14 protein-coding genes and 1 tRNA gene are annotated in these 18,908 nt (G+C 65.0%); 5 read left to right on the top strand and 10 right to left on the bottom strand.

What is annotated here, in order from left to right; genetic code table 11:
* Positions 1 to 358 precede the first annotated feature (358 nt).
* On the bottom strand, positions 359 to 622 hold the full coding sequence (locus ABID58_RS31740) for a hypothetical protein (RefSeq protein ID WP_148752321.1): 264 nt from the start codon (positions 620 to 622) through the stop codon (positions 359 to 361).
* A 259-nt stretch (positions 623 to 881) separates the two neighbouring features.
* Here ABID58_RS31740 and ABID58_RS31745 point away from each other — a divergent pair, with 259 nt between their 5' ends.
* From ABID58_RS31745 to ABID58_RS31755, 3 genes are all read left to right on the top strand, one after another.
* Positions 882 to 1,118, top strand: a complete 237-nt coding sequence (locus ABID58_RS31745) for a hypothetical protein (RefSeq protein ID WP_148752323.1) — start codon at positions 882 to 884, stop codon at positions 1,116 to 1,118.
* Between the two features lie 84 nt (positions 1,119 to 1,202).
* A tRNA-Cys gene (locus tag ABID58_RS31750) sits at positions 1,203 to 1,276 on the top strand.
* 179 nt (positions 1,277 to 1,455) lie between these two features.
* Positions 1,456 to 1,602 carry a hypothetical protein gene (locus tag ABID58_RS31755; protein ID WP_354036832.1) on the top strand — a complete coding sequence of 49 codons (147 nt, stop codon included), beginning with the start codon at positions 1,456 to 1,458 and terminating at the stop codon, positions 1,600 to 1,602.
* 10 nt (positions 1,603 to 1,612) lie between these two features.
* On the opposite strand, the gene ABID58_RS31760 is transcribed toward ABID58_RS31755, so the two are convergent.
* The 5 genes from ABID58_RS31760 to ABID58_RS31780 are packed head-to-tail and all read right to left on the bottom strand — an operon-like array spanning position 1,613 to position 11,533.
* A complete protein-coding gene (locus tag ABID58_RS31760) occupies positions 1,613 to 2,353 on the bottom strand; it encodes a tRNA-uridine aminocarboxypropyltransferase (protein WP_354036833.1) in 741 nt (246 codons plus the stop codon).
* Between the two features lie 36 nt (positions 2,354 to 2,389).
* The gene (locus tag ABID58_RS31765; protein ID WP_354036834.1) at positions 2,390 to 5,497 is read right to left on the bottom strand and encodes an efflux RND transporter permease subunit; all 3,108 of its coding nucleotides are present in this window, start codon (positions 5,495 to 5,497) and stop codon (positions 2,390 to 2,392) included.
* On the bottom strand, positions 5,497 to 8,649 hold the full coding sequence (locus ABID58_RS31770) for an efflux RND transporter permease subunit (RefSeq protein ID WP_148752328.1): 3,153 nt from the start codon (positions 8,647 to 8,649) through the stop codon (positions 5,497 to 5,499). Before ABID58_RS31770 ends, ABID58_RS31765 begins: the two co-directional genes overlap by 1 nt.
* Before the next feature lie 36 nt (positions 8,650 to 8,685).
* Positions 8,686 to 10,068 carry an efflux RND transporter periplasmic adaptor subunit gene (locus ABID58_RS31775; protein ID WP_354036835.1) on the bottom strand — a complete coding sequence of 461 codons (1,383 nt, stop codon included), beginning with the start codon at positions 10,066 to 10,068 and terminating at the stop codon, positions 8,686 to 8,688.
* The gene (locus tag ABID58_RS31780; RefSeq protein WP_502916445.1) at positions 10,058 to 11,533 is read right to left on the bottom strand and encodes an efflux transporter outer membrane subunit; all 1,476 of its coding nucleotides are present in this window, start codon (positions 11,531 to 11,533) and stop codon (positions 10,058 to 10,060) included. Before ABID58_RS31780 ends, ABID58_RS31775 begins: the two co-directional genes overlap by 11 nt.
* Before the next feature lie 701 nt (positions 11,534 to 12,234).
* On the opposite strand from ABID58_RS31780, the gene ABID58_RS31785 reads away from it, so the two are divergent.
* On the top strand, positions 12,235 to 13,464 hold the full coding sequence (locus ABID58_RS31785) for a class I SAM-dependent methyltransferase (protein WP_354036836.1): 1,230 nt from the start codon (positions 12,235 to 12,237) through the stop codon (positions 13,462 to 13,464).
* A gap of 98 nt (positions 13,465 to 13,562) precedes the next feature.
* Positions 13,563 to 14,597 (top strand): cysteine synthase A, encoded by a 1,035-nt coding sequence (locus ABID58_RS31790; protein WP_148752336.1) that lies wholly within the window; start codon positions 13,563 to 13,565, stop codon positions 14,595 to 14,597.
* 10 nt (positions 14,598 to 14,607) lie between these two features.
* Here ABID58_RS31790 and ABID58_RS31795 read toward each other — a convergent pair whose 3' ends face one another.
* The 4 genes from ABID58_RS31795 to ABID58_RS31810 form a co-directional block, all read right to left on the bottom strand.
* Positions 14,608 to 15,144 (bottom strand): DUF805 domain-containing protein, encoded by a 537-nt coding sequence (locus ABID58_RS31795; RefSeq protein ID WP_354036837.1) that lies wholly within the window; start codon positions 15,142 to 15,144, stop codon positions 14,608 to 14,610.
* A 289-nt stretch (positions 15,145 to 15,433) separates the two neighbouring features.
* On the bottom strand, positions 15,434 to 16,174 hold the full coding sequence (locus ABID58_RS31800; RefSeq protein WP_354036838.1) for an amino acid ABC transporter ATP-binding protein: 741 nt from the start codon (positions 16,172 to 16,174) through the stop codon (positions 15,434 to 15,436).
* A gap of 11 nt (positions 16,175 to 16,185) precedes the next feature.
* The gene (locus ABID58_RS31805) at positions 16,186 to 17,706 is read right to left on the bottom strand and encodes an amino acid ABC transporter permease (RefSeq protein ID WP_354036839.1); all 1,521 of its coding nucleotides are present in this window, start codon (positions 17,704 to 17,706) and stop codon (positions 16,186 to 16,188) included.
* Positions 17,703 to 18,908 carry an amino acid ABC transporter permease gene (locus tag ABID58_RS31810; protein WP_354036840.1) on the bottom strand — a complete coding sequence of 402 codons (1,206 nt, stop codon included), beginning with the start codon at positions 18,906 to 18,908 and terminating at the stop codon, positions 17,703 to 17,705. Before ABID58_RS31810 ends, ABID58_RS31805 begins: the two co-directional genes overlap by 4 nt.

Consider the following 18,908-nt stretch of genomic DNA (forward strand, 5'->3'; position numbering starts at 1 on the left):
AAAAACGGAGCTGGACGCAACACCTCGCGCCACCAACTCGCACTGCAACCCGAATTTCGGTAAAGTGGAATATTTCTGTGGAGGCGGGTTGACCGAGCCCCTGGCGTGTTTTGCCCGTCGGGCAGCACAAAGGCTTGTAGGTGGGTTAGCCGAAGGCGTAACCCACTCTGCGTAGCTTTCGAATTATTTAGTGAAGCGCTTTGACAGAGATATGACGCTCGAAAGACGCATCTGCTTTGAGGGTCCGCGGTACCGTCACGGCCTTCCACAGCCTGTCCGCAGCATATCCACAGGGCGACTATGCCGGATTCGTGAGCCCGCACGAGCCACTTGCTGCGCACAAATCCACAGGCCGCGCTCAGCCGCCGGCCTGGTCGAACATGGTGCGGCAAGCCTCGCTCAAGCTTGAGCGGTTACGGCGCAGGCAGGCCGTGATGGCGCGGACGTTGGGGATTTCGCCGGCGCAGAGCCGATAGACGTCGGGGGTGCAGGCCCGGCGCTGCTCCGGCGTGCCCTGCTGCGCCTGGGCGGCGCTGGCAAACAGCGTCAGGAACAGCCCGACCGTCGAGGCACGACGCGCCCGGCTTCTCACACCCGCAAACCGCAAGAACCTCGCCTTCATGACCGGTCTCCTGTCTGCCCTGCTCGCGCCGGCCCGCGTTGGCCGGCATGTGCAAAGAGATAGGAGGAATAAATCGCGCCGGATGTGATCTCTTTCACACTGGCGGGGCGGCGGAGGAACCTAGTGTCTCCGCGGGGATTTTCAGGAATCGCTAACCAAACCGATCTCGATCGCCCGATCGTTAAAATGCGAACGATCGGGTCAATCGGGAAACAAGCCGGCTTTGCGACAGTGCGCCATCCGCGTTCGGGAGGGTGTGATGAGCGAAGCCGAATTCAACTTGCTGCTGGATACCGTCCGCGACGCCATGATCAACGAAGATTTCGCGCCCGCGCCGGAGCAGGAATTCGTGCCCCGCTCGTGGAGCTTTCACGCGACGCCCAAGGGAAATCCGATGGCCAGAAATCCAATGGCCAGAACTCCAATGGCCGCGAATGACAATGAGGGTGCCTGGCCCCTCGTCCCCTTTCCAGACGGCTGGTACGCCGCCTGCTGAGGCGTTGTCGCTAAGACCGACGTCGTGCGACGGCCGCGGGGTTGCCTAAACCGCTGATCCCCTATATTGCTCCGCCCTCGTTGAGGCCACGTGGCGGAGTGGTTACGCAACGGTCTGCAAAACCGTGTACACCAGTTCAATTCTGGTCGTGGCCTCCATCACAACTCCCTGATATCCGAGCATAAAACCGCCCCCAAGCGCCGGTCGTGCCGCGCCTGCGGGCATCGCCCTCACCGGGTTTGCCCGGGGTGGTTGGAAACCCCGGATTCAGGTCGCTTGGCATAAAGTTCGCATCACCTGGGTGATGCAGTCCCAACAAGCGAGCGCTGGAGAGCACGTGGGCGAGATCGTCCGACTTATCCCGAAGTCCGAGCTGGAGCGAGCTCGCCTCATTCGTGAGGCGCGCGCGATCTATGACAGCATCTTCCCGCCTTCCGCGCCCGACCAAGGGACGCAGGACGACGAGGAGAGCGTCGAGAACTAGCAGGCTGAAGTCAGGACCGTTTGCCGCGGCGGAAATCGCGTCGCCGGCCTTTCGGCGCCGGCTTTGGCGCCAGTTCCGGCATCTCGGCCTGAACCTCGCGGTAGCGCGTCAACAGCCGTTCAAAGCTCGCGTTCAGCGTCTCGGCGATGTCGGGGCGCCGTTCGAGACAGGCCAGCAGCGTTGCGGCTGCCTCGATGGTCGACAGTCCGTCCTTGCGCGGCTCCCGGCGCAGCCGCCCGTAGCGCGAGGGCTGCGCGGGATTGAGGATCACGCGCTGGCATTTCAGCATCCAGGGATTGCGCCACCACAGCGCCTTGGCCTGACTCCAGGTGCCGTCGAGCAGCACCACACCCTCGAGCTTGCCGAGGATGGCGCGCTGGTTCTCCGCGACCTCGCCCTTGCGGTTGAGTGCAACGATCTCACCCTCCGCTTCGAGGTCGGCCGCGCGGGCCGAGCCGAGATAGAGCACGGCCCAGTGCGAGGCGTTTTCAACGGGGTGACCGAGCGCCTTGGACAGGCTCGGCCAGGACAGGCCGACCCGCAGCGTCGCCTTGGGGAAATGCTTCGCAGTCAGCCGCGCAGTGCCGAGCGCCCTGTCCTGCTCCTGCGGATGCTGGAGGATCAGGAGTCCGAGGCGGCTCTCGATCGGCGTGACACTGTCGCAGATGCAGAGCGGCATCGGCTTCTGGCAGTGCGGGCATTCGGGAACAGGCTCCGGCGCTGCGGCCGTGGTTTCAGCTGGGTTCGACATGCCGCCGCTATACGCTTGAAGCGGTGCTGCAACAACCTATTCCGCCGGCGCCGCGAGTGGCTGCGGCTCGGACCGCCGGCGCAGGCGGTCGATCAAGAGGTAAATCACGGGTGTCGTGTACAGCGTCAGGATCTGGGAGACGAACAGGCCGCCGATGATGGTGATGCCAAGCGGGCGGCGCAGCTCCGTGCCGGGACCCGTCGCGACCACCAGCGGAATGCCGGCGAACAGCGCCGCCATGGTCGTCATCAGGATCGGACGGAAGCGCGCCTGGCAGGCCTCGAAGATGGCTTCCGCCGACGACAGGCCGCGCTGGCGCTCGGCATCGAGCGCGAAGTCGACCATCATGATGCCGTTCTTCTTGACGATGCCGATCAAGAGGATGATGCCGACGAAGGCGATCACCGTCAGCGGCGTGTTGGTGATCTGGAGCGCGAGCAGCGCGCCGAGGCCGGCCGAGGGCAGCGTCGAGATGATCGTGAGCGGATGGGCGAGGCTCTCATAGAGCACGCCGAGCACGATATACATCGCGACCAGCGCGCCGAGGATCAAGAGTGGTTGACGCCCGCTGGTCTTGGCGAAATCGCCGGCATTGCCGTCAAAGCTGCCGCGAATGCCCTCGGGCATGTGCAGCTCGTCGACCGCACGCTGGATGTTTTGCGTAGCGGCCTGGAGCTCCACGTCCGGCAAGGTGTTGAACGACACCGTGGTCGAGGGCACCGACTGCGAATGATAGACCGCAAGCGCAGCGAGCCCGCGCGTCGCGTGCACCACGGCGGACAGCGGCACTTGCACGCCGCCAGCGCCGGCGACATAGATGCGATCGAGGTTGGACGGATCGACCTGGAATTTCGGATCGATCTCCAGCACGGTCATGTACTGGTTGCGCTGGGTGTAGATGATCGAGATCTGGCGCTGCGAGAAGGCGTTGTTCAGGGCATTGTCGATGTCCTGAACCTTGACGCCAAGCGCTGCTGCCTTCTGGCGGTCGATGTTCAATGTCAGCTGAAGCCCGCCGGGATCGCGGTCGCTGGAAATGTCGGTGATGCCCTCGACCGTCTCCATCCGCTTGGCCACGATCGGCGCCCACTTCTGGAGCAGGTCGAGGTCGGTGCTTGAGAGCGTGTATTGAAAGTTGGAATCGCTCTGCCGGCCGCCGGCGCGGACATCCTGGGCAGCAAACATGAAGAGACGGATGCCGGGCACGGCGAACAGTGCCTTCCGCAACCGGTCGATCACGACCTGCGTCGAGATGTGGTCGCGCTCCTCGGGCGGCTTCAGGCTGATGAACATGGTGCCGCGGTTGGAGGTCGCCGCGCCCGGCCCCCCGCCTCCGCTGCCCACGGTCGAGCCGATGCCGGCCACGGCCGGATCCTGCATCACGATGTCGGCGAGGCGCTGCTGCAGCGTCAGCATGGACTGAAACGAGATGTCGGCCGAGGCGCGCGTCGCGCCGATGACGAAGCCGGAATCATCCGTCGGGAAATAGCCCTTGGGCACCTTGACGTAGAGCATCACCGTCAGGCCGATGGTGGCGAAGAACACCAGCAGCGTCAGCAGCGGGAACTCCAGCACCGCGCGCAGGGTGCGGGTGTAGAACGAGACGATGCGCGACAGCGAGCCTTCGATCAGGCGGTCGAACAGCGTGGCGGACCCCGAAGTGGTCTGCCGGATGTAGTGGGCGCAGATCATCGGCGTGACCGTCAGCGACACCAGCGTCGAGACCACGATCGCGAAGGTCAGCGTCAGCGAGAATTCGCGCAGCAGGCGGCCGACGATGCCGTCCATGAAGATCAGCGGCGTGAACGCGGCGATCAGTGACAGGCTGATCGAGACTACGGTGAAGCCAATTTGCTTGGCGCCCTCCAGCGCCGCCTGCATCGGCCGCATGCCGTGCTCGAGATTGCGGAACATGTTCTCAATCATGACGATGGCATCGTCGACCACGAAGCCGACCGAGATCGCCAGCGCCATCAGCGACAGATTGTCGATCGAGAAGCCGGCGACCCACATCCCGGCGCAGGTGCCGGCCAGCGCCAGCGGCACCGAGATGCCGGCCGCGACCGTCGGCGTCACGCGGCGCAGGAACACGAACACCACGACCATGACCAGGACGGCGGTCGCCAGCAGCGTCCATTGCATGTCCATCACGCTGGCGCGGATCGTTGAGGTGCGATCGACCAGGGTGGAGACGTCGACGCCGGCCGGGATCCATTGTTTCAGCGCGGGGATCAGCGCCTTGACCCGGTCGACCGTGTCGATGACGTTGGCGTCGCCCTGCTTGGTGATCTGGATCAGCACCGCCGGCTGCTTGTTGAACCAGGCGATCGAGCGCGCGTTGCGGACGGAATCCTCGATGTCGGCGACGTCGGAGAGCCGGACGAAATTTCCGTTCGAGCTCTTGATGACGATGTCGCGGAATTCCTTGGCCGTGCGCATCTGCCTGTTCAGCGACAGCGTCTCGCTCTGGCGCTCGCCGTTGAAGATGCCGACGGGACCGAGGGGATTGGCGTTGATGATGGCGGTCCGGACGTTGTCGGTCGCGATCCCCGCATTCGACAGCGCGACCGGGTTGAGCTGGATCCGCACCGCCGGCTGGTCGGCGCCGCTCACGGTCACGTCGCCCACGCCCGGCACCTGCGAGATGCGCTGCGCCAGCACCGTGTCGGCGACGTCGTAGATGGCGCTGGCGGACAGCGTCTTGGAGGTCAGCGCGAGCACGAAGACGGGCGCGCCGGCCGTGTTCGCCTTGCGGAAGCGCGGCAGCGCCGGCAGATCGCTCGGCAGGTCGACCAGCGCGGCGTTGATGGCGGCCTGAACGTCGTGCGCGGCCTTGTCGATGTTGCGGCCGATGTCGAACTGGAGCTGGATGTTCGCCGTGCCGAGCGACGAGGTCGACGTGATCTGGTTGATGCCTGCGATTTCGCCGAGCCGCCGCTCCAGCGGCGCAGCCACGGTTGCAGCCATCACCGACGGATCGGCCCCGGGGCGGTTCGCCGAGACGAAGATGGCGGGGAAGTCGACATTCGGAACCGAGGCGACGGGCAGGAACTCGTAGGCGACGCCCCCCAGCAGGAACAGCCCGATCGACAGCAGCGTGGTCGCGACGGGGCGGCGGATGAAGGGCTCAGAGATCGATACCATCACTGCATCCCCTCGGTCGCGCCGGCCGTAGGCGGCGCGTCGGGCTCGGGCGGCGGCAGCGCCTGCTCGAGGCGGCGGTTGATGCGGTCGAGCGCGAGGTAGATCACGGGCGTGGTGTAGAGCGTCAGCAGCTGGCTCAGCAGCAGGCCGCCGATGATGGAGATGCCGAGCGGAAAGCGCAGCTCGGCGCCGGTGCCGCTCTCGATCGCCAGCGGCAGCGCGCCGAACAGCGCGGCCAGCGTCGTCATCATGATCGGGCGGAAGCGCAACAGACAGGCCTGCACGATCGCCTCATGCGCCGGCATGCCCTGCCCGCGCTCGGCCTCCAGCGCGAAGTCGATCATCATGATCGCGTTCTTCTTGACGATGCCCATCAGCAGGATGATGCCGATCAGGCCGATGACCGAGAGATCCTGTCCGCACAGGATCAGCGCCAGGATGGCGCCAACGCCGGCCGAGGGCAGTGTCGAGAGGATCGTGATCGGGTGGATGTAGCTCTCGTAGAGCACGCCCAGCACGATGTAGATCGTGATCACGGCGGCGAGCAACAGCCAGGGCTGGCCGGCGAGCGCCTTGGCGAACTCGGCGGCATCGCCGGCATAGACGCCGACGATGCTGTTGGGCATCTCGATCCGGGTCTCGATCGCCTTGACCGCCTCGACGGCGTCGCCGAGCGCGGCGCCCGGCGCGAGGTTGAAGCTGAGCGAGATCGCCGGGAATTGCGCCTGGTGCGAGATTGCAAGCGGCGCCGTGGTGCGCTTCAGCGTGGCTACCGCATCGAGCGGCACCTGGGCGTTTGGCGCGCCGACGAGGGCGCTGCTGGCGCCGCCCGGCAGGTACAGTTTTGACAGGATCGAGGGATCACGCTGGTACATCGGCAGCGCCTCCAGCACCACGCGGTACTGGTTGGCCTGGCCGTAGATGGTCGAGATCTGCCGCTGGGCAAAGGCGTCGTTCAGCGTGTCGGTGATGGCTTGCAGGCTGACACCGAGCTGGCCGGCGCGGGTGCGGTCGACGTCGAGCTGCGCGCGCAGGCCGCCTTCCTGGGCTTCCGAGGAGACGTCGCGGAACAGGGGATCGCGCCGCATCTCGTCGACGAGCTTCTTCGCCCATTCCGACACCAGCGTCGCGTCGGTCCCGGTCAACGTGTACTGGTATTGCGAGCGGCTCGACTGGGTCGATATCTGCACGTCCTGCACCGGCTGGAAGTAGACGGTCATGCCGGGGATACCGGAGACCTTGTCCTTCAACCGGGCAATGACCGCGCTGACATCGTCGCGCCGCTCGCCGCGCGGCTTCAGCGTCATGACGAGGCGCCCGACATTGGTGGTCGGGTTGACCGAGCCCGCGCCGATCACCGAGACCACGCCGGTTACGTCAGGATCGGCCTTGATGGCGTCGGCGGCGTCGGCCTGCCGCTTTTGCATCTCGCCGAACGACACATCGGGCCCGGCTTCCGTCACCGCCGTGATCGAGGCGGTGTCCTGCAGCGGCAGAAAACCCTTGGGCGCGACGACGTAGAGGACCAGGGTCGCGGCCAGCGTCGCAAAGGTCACGACCAGCGTGGTGCGCTGATGCCGCAACACCACGAGCAGCGTGCGGTGGTAGAACTCGACGGTACGGTCGATGAAGCGGCTGACGGCGGCCAGCCCCGGCACCGCGAACTCCTCATGGGCGTGCTTAAGCAGCCGCGAGCACATCATCGGCGTCAGCGTCAGCGACACCACGGCCGAGGTCACCACCGCGATCGTCAAGGTCAGTGCGAATTCGCGGAACATGCGGCCCACGAGGCCTGACATGAACAGCAGCGGAATGAACACTGCGATCAGCGACACCGTCAGCGAGATCACGGTGAAGCCGATCTCGCTGGCGCCCTTCAGCGAGGCCTGCATCGCGCTGTCGCCGTTCTCCATGTGGCGGACGATGTTCTCGATCATGACGATGGCATCGTCGACGACGAAGCCGGTGCCGATCGTGAGCGCCATCAGCGACAGGTTGTCGAGGCTGAAGCCGGCAAAATACATGATGCCGAAGCTCGTGATCAGCGACAGCGGCAGCGCGACGCCCGCGATCAGCGTGGCGCGCAGCGAGCGCAGGAACAACAGCACCACCAGCGTCACTAGCACCACGCTGAGGACCAGCGTGAACTGCACGTCGTGGACCGAGGCGCGAATGGTGACGGTGCGGTCGGAGACGATGGTCAGGTTCACGCCGGCCGGAATCGCACGCTGGACTTTCGGGATCTCGGCGCGGATCTGGCTGACGACGTCGATGACGTTGGCGCCGGGCTGGCGCTGGATGTCGATGATGACGGCCGGCGTGCCCTGGTACCAGCCGCCGGTGCGGTCGTTCTCGAGCCCGTCGACGATCTGGGCGACGTCGGCGATCGTGACCGGCGAACCGTTGCGATAGGCGATGATGATGGGACGGTAGGCCTCCGCGGCGGCGATCTGGTCGTTGGCCGCGATGGTGTAGGCTTGCTGGGCGCCGTCGAGCGAGCCCTTCGGCCCAGAGACGTTGGCATTGGCGATGGCGGCGCGCAGATCTTCCATCGCGATGCCGTAGGCAGCGAGCCGCGCCAGATCCGCCTGGATGCGCACGGCCGGCTTCAGCCCGCCGAGCACGGACACACGGCCGACGCCGGAGATCTGGCTCAGCCGCTGCGCCAGCAGCGTATCCGCAATGTCGCTCATCGCGCGGAGCGAGATCGTGTCCGAGCGCAGCGCCAGCGTCATGACCGGCGCGTCCGCCGGGTTCACCTTGGCGTAGGTCGGCGGATACGGCAGCGTCTTCGGCAAGACGCCTGCGGCCGCGTTGATCGCGGCCTGCACGTCCTGGGTCGCGCCGTCGATGTCGCGGTTGAGGTCGAACTGCAGCGAGATCTGGCTGACGCCGAACGAGCTCGTCGAGTTCATCGCCGTCAGCGACGGAATCTGCCCGAGCTGCCGCTCCAGGGGCGCAGTGATCAGCGAGGCGATCACGTCGGGGCTCGCGCCGGGCAACTGCGTCGAGACCTGCACGGTCGGGAAATCGACCTGCGGCAGCGCCGAGACCGGCAGCGCGAAATAGCCGAGCGCCCCGCCGATCAGCAGGGCAATGCCGAGCAGCGAGGTCGCGATCGGCCGGCGGATGAAGGGTTCGGAGACACCCATGAGATGCGCCTGCCGCTCAGGCGGCTGTTGCCGGGATCATGGCTGCTTGGCTCCAGGTCCCGATGGTTGAGCCCCCGGCCCCGGCGCCGGGCCCGTCTGGCCCTTCTGGTCGCCCTCACTGCTGCTCCGCTTGGCGCGGTGCTCGCCGTCCTTGCCCTGTCCGTCCTTCTGGCCGTCCGGCGCGCGCGTGCGCTTGCGCGGGGCGAGATCGGCCGACGGCGTCTGCTCGTCGCGGCCAATGATGACCTTGGAGCCGTCAGACAGATTGGCGAAGCCCGTGGTGACGACCTTGTCGTTCGCGGTGAGGCCGCTGGCAATGACCGCATCATGCTCGTTCTGCTGCGTCACCGTCACGGGCTTGGCCGAGACGATGTCGCCCTCGCCGATGACATAGCTGAACGTGCCGATCGGTCCGCGCTGTACCGCCGATGTCGGCACCACCAGCGCCTGCGACAGGGTTTCGACCTTGAGGCGGACATTGACGAACTGGCCGGGCCAAAGCTGGTAGTTGGCGTTGGGGAATTCGGCCTTGAGCTTGAGCGTGCCGGTGGTCTGGTCGACCTGGTTGTCGATGCCGGTGAGCTTGCCGGTGTCGATCACGGTGACGCCGTCGTTGCCGAACACGTCGACCGCGAGCACGCCTTTGGCGGCGGCAGCATTGACGCGCATGATCTGCTGCTGCGGCAGGCTGAACCACACCGCGATCGGCTGCAATTGTGTGATGACGACGAGGCCGGTGGTGTCGGCGGCGTGGATGATGTTGCCCTGGTCGACCTGGCGCAGGCCGGCACGGCCTGACAGCGGCGCCACGATCTTGGTGTAGCTCAGCGTCGCCGCCGCATTGTCGATCGACGCCTGGTCGGCCTTGACCAGCGCCTCGGTCTGCGCGACCGCCGCGCGCTGGGTGTCGGCCTGCTGCTTCGAGCCGGCATTGGACGCCGCGAGCTGCTCGTAGCGCGTCAGATCGATGCGCTGATTGGCGAGCTGGGCTTCGTCCTGGGCCTTCTTGGCGACGGCCTGGTCATAGGTCGCCTGGTAGAGCGCCGGGTCGATCTCGCCGAGCACGTCGCCCTTCTTGACGTCCTGGCCTTCCGTGAACTTCACCGCGATCAGCTTGCCGTCGACCTGCGAGCGCACGGTGACCGTGTTGAGCGCGCGGATCGCGCCGACGCCGTCGAGATAGACCGGCACGTCCTGGACCTTGGGCGTCGCCGCCAGCACCGGCACCGGCAGATCGGGCCGCTGCTGGTTGCGACCGTTCCCCGCCTGCTGCGGCTGCTGGTGCATCACGGTCCAGCCGAGATAGCCGAGGCCGCCGAGGATCGCGAGCGTGATCAGGGTCATGACGAAGCCGCGGCCGCGCGACTTTTTCGCCGTCCCCGCTTTCGCGTTGTCCTTCGTATCCGGCTTAAAGAGCATTGACCGGTTTCTCCATTCGCGGCTCCCAGCCGCCGCCGAGCGCCTGATACAGGCTGACAATGGCAAGAAGGCGTGCGAGCTGCGCCTGCGCCAGCGTGTCTTCGGCCTGGAATAGCGTCAGCTGGGTGTTGAGCACGGTCACGATATCGGCGGTGCCGGCACGCAATTGCTGCTCGGCGAGGTCGAAGGCACGCTGCGAGGCGTTGACGACATCGCGCTGCAATTGCAGCTTGATCGTGGTCTGCTTGATCGAGAACAGCGCGTTGTCGACGTCGGTGAAGGCCTGGACGATGGTCTTGCGGTAGGTCTGGAGCAACTCCTCCTGCCGCGCCTTGGCGTACTCGAAATTGCCGAGGATCTTGCCGCCGTCGAAGATCGGCTGGGTTGCGCTGCCGACCAGCTGGAAGAACGCCGCGTGCGGCTGGAATAGCGACACCAGTGCCGAGCTCTGATAACCGCCATTGCCGGTGAGCTGGATGGTCGGGAAAAACTGCGCGCGGGCGTTGCCGATATTGGCGGTCGCCGAGGCGAGCTGCGCTTCCTGCCGGCGGATGTCGGGCCGCTGCGTCAGCAGCTCCGACGGCAGCCCCGGGGTGACGCGCGGGATCGCGATCCGGTCCAGCGAGCCGCCCGCGACGCGCACGCTCTCCGGTGGCCGCGACACCAGCACCGCCAGCGCATTGGTGTTCTGGTCGAGGGTCTGGCGCAGCGGCGGCACCAGCGCCTTCTGGTTGGCCAGCACGCTCTCCTGCTGGGCGACGTCGAGATCGGTGCCGGTGCCGGCCTTGCGGCGCTCGCGGATGGCATCGAGGATACGCTGCGCGCTCGCAATATTGCGCTGGGCGGTGCGCAGGCGGTCCTGCGAGGACAGCACCTGGAAATAGGCATTAGCGACGGCTGCGAGCGTCGTCAGCGCGACGGTGTCGCGGTCGAACCGGCTGGCATTGGCGGTCTCCTCCGCCGTCTGCAGCGCGTCGCGGTTCTGGCCCCAGAAATCGAGCTGGTAGCTGGCGCTCAGCGACGCGGAGTAGTTGACAACCTCACGGCCGCCATTGGTCAGGCCCGATGCGCTCGAGCCGGATGTGCGCGAATAGGTCTCCGAACCGCCTCCCGACAGGCTCGGCAACAGCGCTGCGCCCGCCTGGCGCGCCTGGGCGTCAGCTTCGACAATCCGCGAGACCGCGGCGGCGATGTCGAGGTTGACGGTCTGCGCCTCCTCCATCAACTGCGTTAGTTCAGTCGAGCGGAAGCCGCGCCACCAATCCAGCGTCGGCGGCGCGTCCGCCTTCCCGGTGTACTTGTATTGCGTGGGGACATCGAGCGCGGGATCTGGAAGGTCCTGGGTCAGCACACAGGCGCCCGAGCTCGACGCCAGGCAGACCACGGCGAACGTACGCAGCGTTCGGGACGCAAGCTCGAGGAAGTGCCGCTTGGCGACGGCCGGAACCCGCTGTGTCACATCCACCCCCTGCCGGGCAGATCACACCGCCACCGCGCGGCCGGATTAGCCGATTCGCGGACGGACGGCCGGAGGCCTTTCTGTAACTCGTTCACGGCGTGATGCTTTCTGCGGGACCTGAGATTCATCCTAGCCGGGCGCGGAACTGCGGGACAGTCCCGCACCTGCGAAAAGCACACCTGATCGTCCCCGGCGTCTGGACGATGAAAATACAAAAAACCACTGTCTCGCAGCGGCTTTTTGATTTGTCGCGTCATTCCGAAGCGCGTTCAAGCTTACCAAGATTTCATGTGATATTGCGGCCACACTGGCCGCGAGACCAGCAAAGGCGGCCTTTGCTCCACTGAAACCTGCGCCGCAACGCACCGTAGCTTGTTTCACACGAGGCAGGACACTTTCAGGCATGCGCATCGCGGTCGTCCGCGACGACAGCAAGAAAAACTGTTCTACGGCTCGCCGTTCATGCCGATGGCGATGCGCTACCATTTTTGCGTGTTGCTGCCATCCGACACGGTCATGCCGGCTGTTGCCACAACCGAATGCAGCAGAGCAGCTTGGGTCAGAAACCATCTTGGCGGCCGGCAAATCGTACACCTATACTACCGGTCGCTGACCGCATGCAGGGCGCGCTCGGGTCTGGCGACATGGTGAGTTGGGCGCGACTAGCTCGCGGTCGGATATTATCCGTTCAATTGATGGATTTTCCGATGTCGAATGCCATCTCGGTGACGCCCGAGACTGTAGAGACAACGCTCGCCGATCTGCCACGCATCGTCCGACTTGCGGTTGCCTTCGGCTCCCGGCTCAGGCGCGGAACGCTTGATGTCACCCTGCCCGACGGGCGCTTGATCCGGATGGGCGGACAGGAGCCGGGACCGAAGGCCGCGATGCGCCTGCACAATTACAGCTTTGCCGCGCGCCTGATCAATGGCGGCGATATCGGCATCGCGGAAGCCTATCTCGCCGGCGATTGGGATACGCCGGACCTGACGCAATTTCTCTACCTGTTCTGCGTCAACCACGATCTGATCCAGGCCATGCTGCGCGACAAGCCGCTGATGCGGTTCGTGCAGACGGTGCAGCACTGGTTCAACCGCAACACCCGTCGCCAGGCCCGGCGCAACATCCACGCCCATTACGACATCGGCAATGCGTTCTATTCGGCGTGGCTCGATCCGAGCATGACCTATTCGTCGGCGCTGTTCGAGGGCTCGAGCACAAACCTCGCGGCCGCGCAGACCAACAAATATCGCCGTCTCGCCGAGGCGCTCGACCTGAAGCCGGGCCAGAAGCTGCTCGAGATCGGCTGCGGCTGGGGCGGCTTCGCCGAATTCGCCGCCAAGACTTTTGGTGCACGCGTCGTTGGCCTCACCATCTCGACCGAGCAGCGCGACTTCGCGCGCAAGCGCATCCACGAGGCGGGCCTCGCCGAGAAGGTCGATATCCGACTGCAGGATTATCGCGACGAGCGGGATCGCTACGACCGGATCGCATCGATCGAGATGATCGAGGCTGTCGGCGAGCGGTTCTGGCCGCGCTATTTCGCCCAGCTGCGCGACCGGCTGCTGCCGGGCGGGCTTGCCGGCATCCAGGCCATCACGATCCAGGATCGGCTCTTCCAGGGCTACCGGCGCGAGGTCGACTTCATCCAGCGCTACGTCTTTCCCGGCGGCATGCTGCCCTCGCCCGCGGTGCTGAAGTCGCTCGGGGACCGATTCAACGTCCCTGTCATCGGCGAGCGCATCTTCGGGCAAGATTATGCCAAGACGCTTGCCACCTGGCGCGATAATTTTCGCGCGGCTTGGCCCGGCTTGGTGCCGCTCGGCTTTGACGACCGGTTCCGGCGGCTGTGGGAGTACTACCTCGCCTATTGCGAGGCCGGATTCCTGTCCGGCAATATCGACGTCCGGCAGGTCATCTTCGCAAAGCAGCAATAAGAGTTTGCCGGCCCGCCTTGCAAGGGTCGCTTGTAAGGCCGGCGGCCCTACTTTAGGGTCTCGATGACTTCACGCATCCAGCCGGTAATTTGCCTGACATGACCACCAAAAACGACGTTGTCGAAGCCATCGGCAACACCCCGCTCATCAAGCTCAAGCGCGCCTCCGAGCTGACCGGCTGCACCATTCTCGGCAAGGCCGAGTTCATGAATCCCGGCCAGTCGGTCAAGGACCGCGCCGGCAAATGGATGATTCAGGAAGCCGAGAAGCGCGGCGAGCTGAAGCCGGGCGGCCTCGTGGTGGAAGCGACCGCCGGCAACACCGGCATTGGGCTGGCGGTGGTCGCGAGCGCGCGCGGCTATCGCACGCTGATCGTGATCCCGGAGACGCAGAGCCAGGAGAAGAAGGATTTTCTGAAGCTGTGCGGCGCCGAGCTCTTGGAATCGCCGGCACTGCCCTATTCCAATCCGAACAACTACCAGCATGTCGGCCGCCGCCTTGCCGACGAGCTGCGCAAGACCGAGCCGAACGGCGTGTTGTTCGCCGACCAGTGGAACAACCTCGACAACGCCAAGGCGCATTACGACTCGACCGGCCCCGAGATCTGGGAGCAGACCAGCGGCAAGGTTGACGGCTTCGTCTGCTCGGTCGGCAGCGGCGGCACGCTCGCCGGCGTCAGCCGCTACCTGAAAGAGAAGAACAAGGACATCCGGATCGCCTGCGCCGATCCGCACGGCGCCGGCATGTTTGAATACTTCAGGACCGGCGAAGCCAAGGCAACGCCAGGCGACTCCATCACGGAAGGCATCGGGCTCGGCCGGAAAACCGCGATCGTCGAGAGCGCCAAGGTCGATGACGCCTATCTCATTCCCGATGCCGAAGCGGTCACGGTGATCTACGAGCTGCTCCAGCACGAAGGCCTCTGCCTCGGCGGGTCCACCGGCATCAACATCGTCGGCGCGATGAGGCTCGCCAAGCAGCTCGGACCCGGCAAGACCATCGTCACCATTCTCTGCGATTCCGGCAGCCGCTATCAGTCAAAGCTGTTCAACGCCGACTTCATGCGCGCCAAGAACCTGCCGGTGCCGGAATGGCTGGAGAAGCGCAGCAACGTCAAGCTGCCGTTCGTCTAGCTCCAGGCTCTCAGCTCCAAGTTGGGCGCGCCGTGCCTTGCGACACGCGCGCAAGGCGCTGGTCCGATGTCGACGGCTTGCCGGCTGCGCGCGCGGGCGGCTCGAAGGGGTTGGTGTAAGAGCCCTCGTTGTCGGCGCCCGGCCAGAAGGTGAGCGCCAGCAGCAGAGCGAGATTGACCAGCCCGCCGAGCATCGTGCCCTGATGCTCCTGGCCGATCGCCCAGGCCGAAAACCGGCCTGCCGCCACATGATCCACGATCATGAGCGCGATCCAGGCCGGGATCACGCAGACCGGATCCCAGCCGATGTCGCGGATGCGCATCGATTGCAGCGTGAAGGTCACAACGCCGAAGAACACCATCGCAGCAATGATGGCCCAGTTTCGGGTGAGATCTTCGGGATGGACCATGCTCGGTGATGTCGTGCGCAACGCGGCCATTGCGATCGCAAAACAGATCGCGGTCATCACGATCGCCAGCACGACCGTGGCCAGAAAGAAATGCAGGCGCCCAAGGCGGGCATTGAGGCCGAACACGAAGCCGAGCATGTGACACATCCCCTTTTTGGGGCGTTATGCGCAGAAAGAGCTTTCGAACGCGTGAAGTGCTGGGGGTGTCGAAAGGTGTTATGGTTTTTAGCTGGCGATGAAATTGCGTAAAAGTTTACGCTTCGGCGCGGTCGTGCGGCGGTGCGGTAGGGTGGGCAAAGCGCAGCGTGCCCACCATTCCGCTGGCGATCGCGGAGAGATGGTGGGCACGGCGCAAGAGCGCCTTTGCCCACCCTACGAGATCAAACCTTGCCGGCCGATCGGCGGCCCCTCCGGGATGTCGCGGGAATCAGCGCAGGATCTGGCTCAGGAACAGTTTGGTGCGGGCATGCTGCGGGGTGGCGAAGAATTCGTTCGGCGTGTTGGCCTCGATGATCTGGCCGGCGTCCATGAACACCACGCGGTTGGCGACCTCACGGGCAAAGCCCATTTCGTGGGTCACGACCAGCATGGTCATGCCCTCCTTCGCCAGGTCGACCATGGTGTCGAGGACCTCCTTGACCATTTCGGGATCGAGCGCCGAGGTCGGCTCGTCGAACAGCATCACCTTCGGGTTCATGGTCAGGGCGCGCGCGATCGCGACGCGCTGCTGCTGGCCACCTGACATCTGGCCGGGGAACTTGCTGGCCTGGTGCGGGATCTTGACCCGCTCCAGGAATTTCATCGCGGTTTCCTCGGCGTCCTTCTTTGGGATGTTGCGCACCCAGATCGGCGCCAGCGTGCAATTGTCCAGCACCGTCAGATGCGGAAACAGATTAAAGCTCTGGAACACCATGCCGACTTCGCGGCGCACCGCGTCGACATGCTTGAGGTTCGGCCCGAGCTCGATGCCATCGACGACGATCTTGCCCTCCTGGAATTCCTCGAGCGCATTGATGCAGCGGATCAGCGTCGATTTGCCCGAGCCCGAGGGCCCGCAGATCACGATGCGTTCGCCCTTGTTGACCTCGAGGTCGATGTCGCGCAGCACATGAAACTCGCCGTACCATTTGTTGAGGCCGGAAATGTTGACGATGGGATCAGCGGACATGATGACCTCGATCAGTTGCGGCGGTGGATGTTGAGGCGGCGCTCGACGAAGAGCGAGTAGCGCGACATTCCAAAGCAGAAGATGAAGTAGATGATACCGGCGAAGGCAAAGCCGGTGAACGCGGTCGACGGCGTCGACCATTTCGGATCCGAGAACGAAGCCCGGAGCGAGCCCAGCAAGTCAAACAGCGCCACGATCGAGACCAGCGAGGTGTCCTTGAACAGCGAGATGAAGCTGTTGACGAGGTTCGGAATGACGTGGCGGAGCGCCTGCGGCAGCACGATCAGCGAGGTCGTCTTCCACCAGGACAGCCCCAGCGCCGCCGCCGCCTCGTTCTGCCCGCGCGGGATCGCGGCGAGACCGCCACGGACGTTCTCGGCCTGGTAGGCGCCGGTGAACAGCGCGATGCCGATCAGCGCGCGCACCAGGCCGTCGACAGTGAAATTGCCCGGCAGGAACAACGGCAGCATGTAGGTGGCGAAGAACAGCACGGTGATCAGCGGCACGCCGCGCCAGAACTCGATGAAGGCGATCGAGAAGATCCGGATCAGGGGGATTGAGGCGCGCCGGCCGAGCGCCAGCGCAATGCCGATCGGCAGAGAGGTGACGATGCCTGTCACGGAGACCACCAGTGTCACCAGCAGCCCGCCCCAGAGATTCGTCGCGACGATCGGCAAGCCGCCGTGGTCGAGCCCCATCAGCATGATAACCATCGCGATGGCGACGAAGGTGGCGATGCTCGACGCGAGCGCGCGCCACCCCGTGCGAATGCCGCCGCCGAGGACAAAGGCGATCAGCGAGACGAACGCCGTCGTGATGGCAAAATCGACCCAGACCGACTGGCCCGTCCCCTGGAGCTGGTCGCGCAGCCAGGTCAGCGGGTAGATCAGCCAACGGATCGCAATGCCGACCAGCACGATGAGATTGCCGACAACCCACAGCAGCGGCGCGATGGCCGATGTCTTGCTCAGGCCGAGCAGCACGTGCCCGGCGCTAACGATGCTGTCGTCGAACAGTTCCAGCAGGCCGGCGGTCCAGCTCAAGCCGAAGCCGCTGATGCCGCCGCCATGCAGGAGGAAGAACGCGACGACCGGAAAGGCGAAGAAGAACAGGCTGGCGTTGAGGCCCTTGGCAGGCAGGCGTGGAATCAGCAGCGGCAGGAGCAGTGCAGCCGCCAGGATCAGCGCGAGATTGACGCGCCAGCGCTCGGCCTCGGGATAGAAACCATAGATCAACTGCGGCAGCTTGGCCTGAATGTAGGGCCAGCAGGCGCCGACGGAAAATCCGGCGTTCTCGGCGAGGCAGGCGCCGCGGTCGTTGCCGCTCCAGACCGCATCGACGATCAGGAACCTGATGGACGGAATGATGGTGAACCAGAGCAGCAAGGCGCTGACGATCGTGAGCAGGATATTGGTCGGCGAATTGAACAGGCGGGTGCGCAGCAGGCCGACAAAGCCGGTAGTCTTGACCGGCGCGGGACGCTCGGCGACGAGGTCCCGACGGACGAAGGATGACGCCATGATGTCGGTCATGCGCCGAGGCTCCGGTTCAGGCGCCAGCCGTAGATGCTCATCACGCCGCTGGTGACGAGCGAGATCAGGAGGTAGACGCCCATCGTCATCGTGATGATCTCGATTGCCTGCCCGGTCTGGCTCAGCGACGTGCCGGCCCATACCGACACGAGGTCGGGATAGCCGATCGCGACCGCGAGCGAGGAATTCTTGGTAAGGTTGAGATACTGGTTGGTCAGGGGCGGCACGATCACGCGCATCGCCTGCGGCACCACGATCAACCGCAGCGTGGTGCCGCGACTCAGGCCCAGCGAGGACCCCGCCTCCATCTGCCCCTTGTGGACTGACTGGATGCCGGCGCGCACGATCTCCGCAATAAAGGCCGCGGTATAGGTCGACAGCGCCAGCGCCAGCGCCACGAATTCCGGAATGACGCGCGCGCCGCCGGCGAAATTGAACCCCTTGAGCTGCGGCAGCTGGACGGTGATGGGCAGACCGAACACCAGCATGGTGACAAGCGGCAGCCCGATGACGAGGCCCAGCACATAAGGCCAGATGTGGATCATCTGTCCGCGCAAGAACAATGCCCGCCGCGCATGGATGCGCAAGCCCAGCGCGGCGACGACGCCGAATGCCAGCGCCGCCAGGAACGGCTCCAGACCGGCCTGGCCGATCGGCTGTGGAATGACGAGACCGCGATTGCTGATAAAGGCGATGCCGAGCAGCGAGATGCTCTGTCGCGGATTGGGCAGCGCCGCGAGCACCGCCAGGTACCAGAACAGGATCTGGAACAGGAGCGGCTGGTTGCGGATGAGCTCGACATAGATCTCGCCGATACGCGACACCAGCCAGTTCGGCGACAGCCGGCACAACGCGACGATGAAGCCGATCACTGTAGCGAACACGATGCCCACCGCAGAGACCACGAGCGTGTTCAACAGCCCGACCACGAACACCCGCAGGAACGTGTCAGAGCCGGTATAGGAAATCAGGGTCTGGTTGACGTCGAAGCCGGCGTTGTTCGCGAGGAAGCCGAAGCCGGCGGCAATGTGCTGGTTTTCGAGATTGGCGCGGGCATTCGAGATGATCTCGTAGGCGATCCAGCCCAGCACCGCCGCGAAGGCAAACTGGACGGCGACGCCGTTCCAGCCTGCCTTGCCACCCAGAAGCCGCCTGATCTTCAGCGCGATCTGGAGCGGCGGTTTACGAGCTTCGGTGCTCAT

This window comes from Bradyrhizobium sp. S3.2.6, from assembly GCF_040546885.1.
In the GTDB taxonomy this organism is placed as follows: domain Bacteria; phylum Pseudomonadota; class Alphaproteobacteria; order Rhizobiales; family Xanthobacteraceae; genus Bradyrhizobium; species Bradyrhizobium cytisi.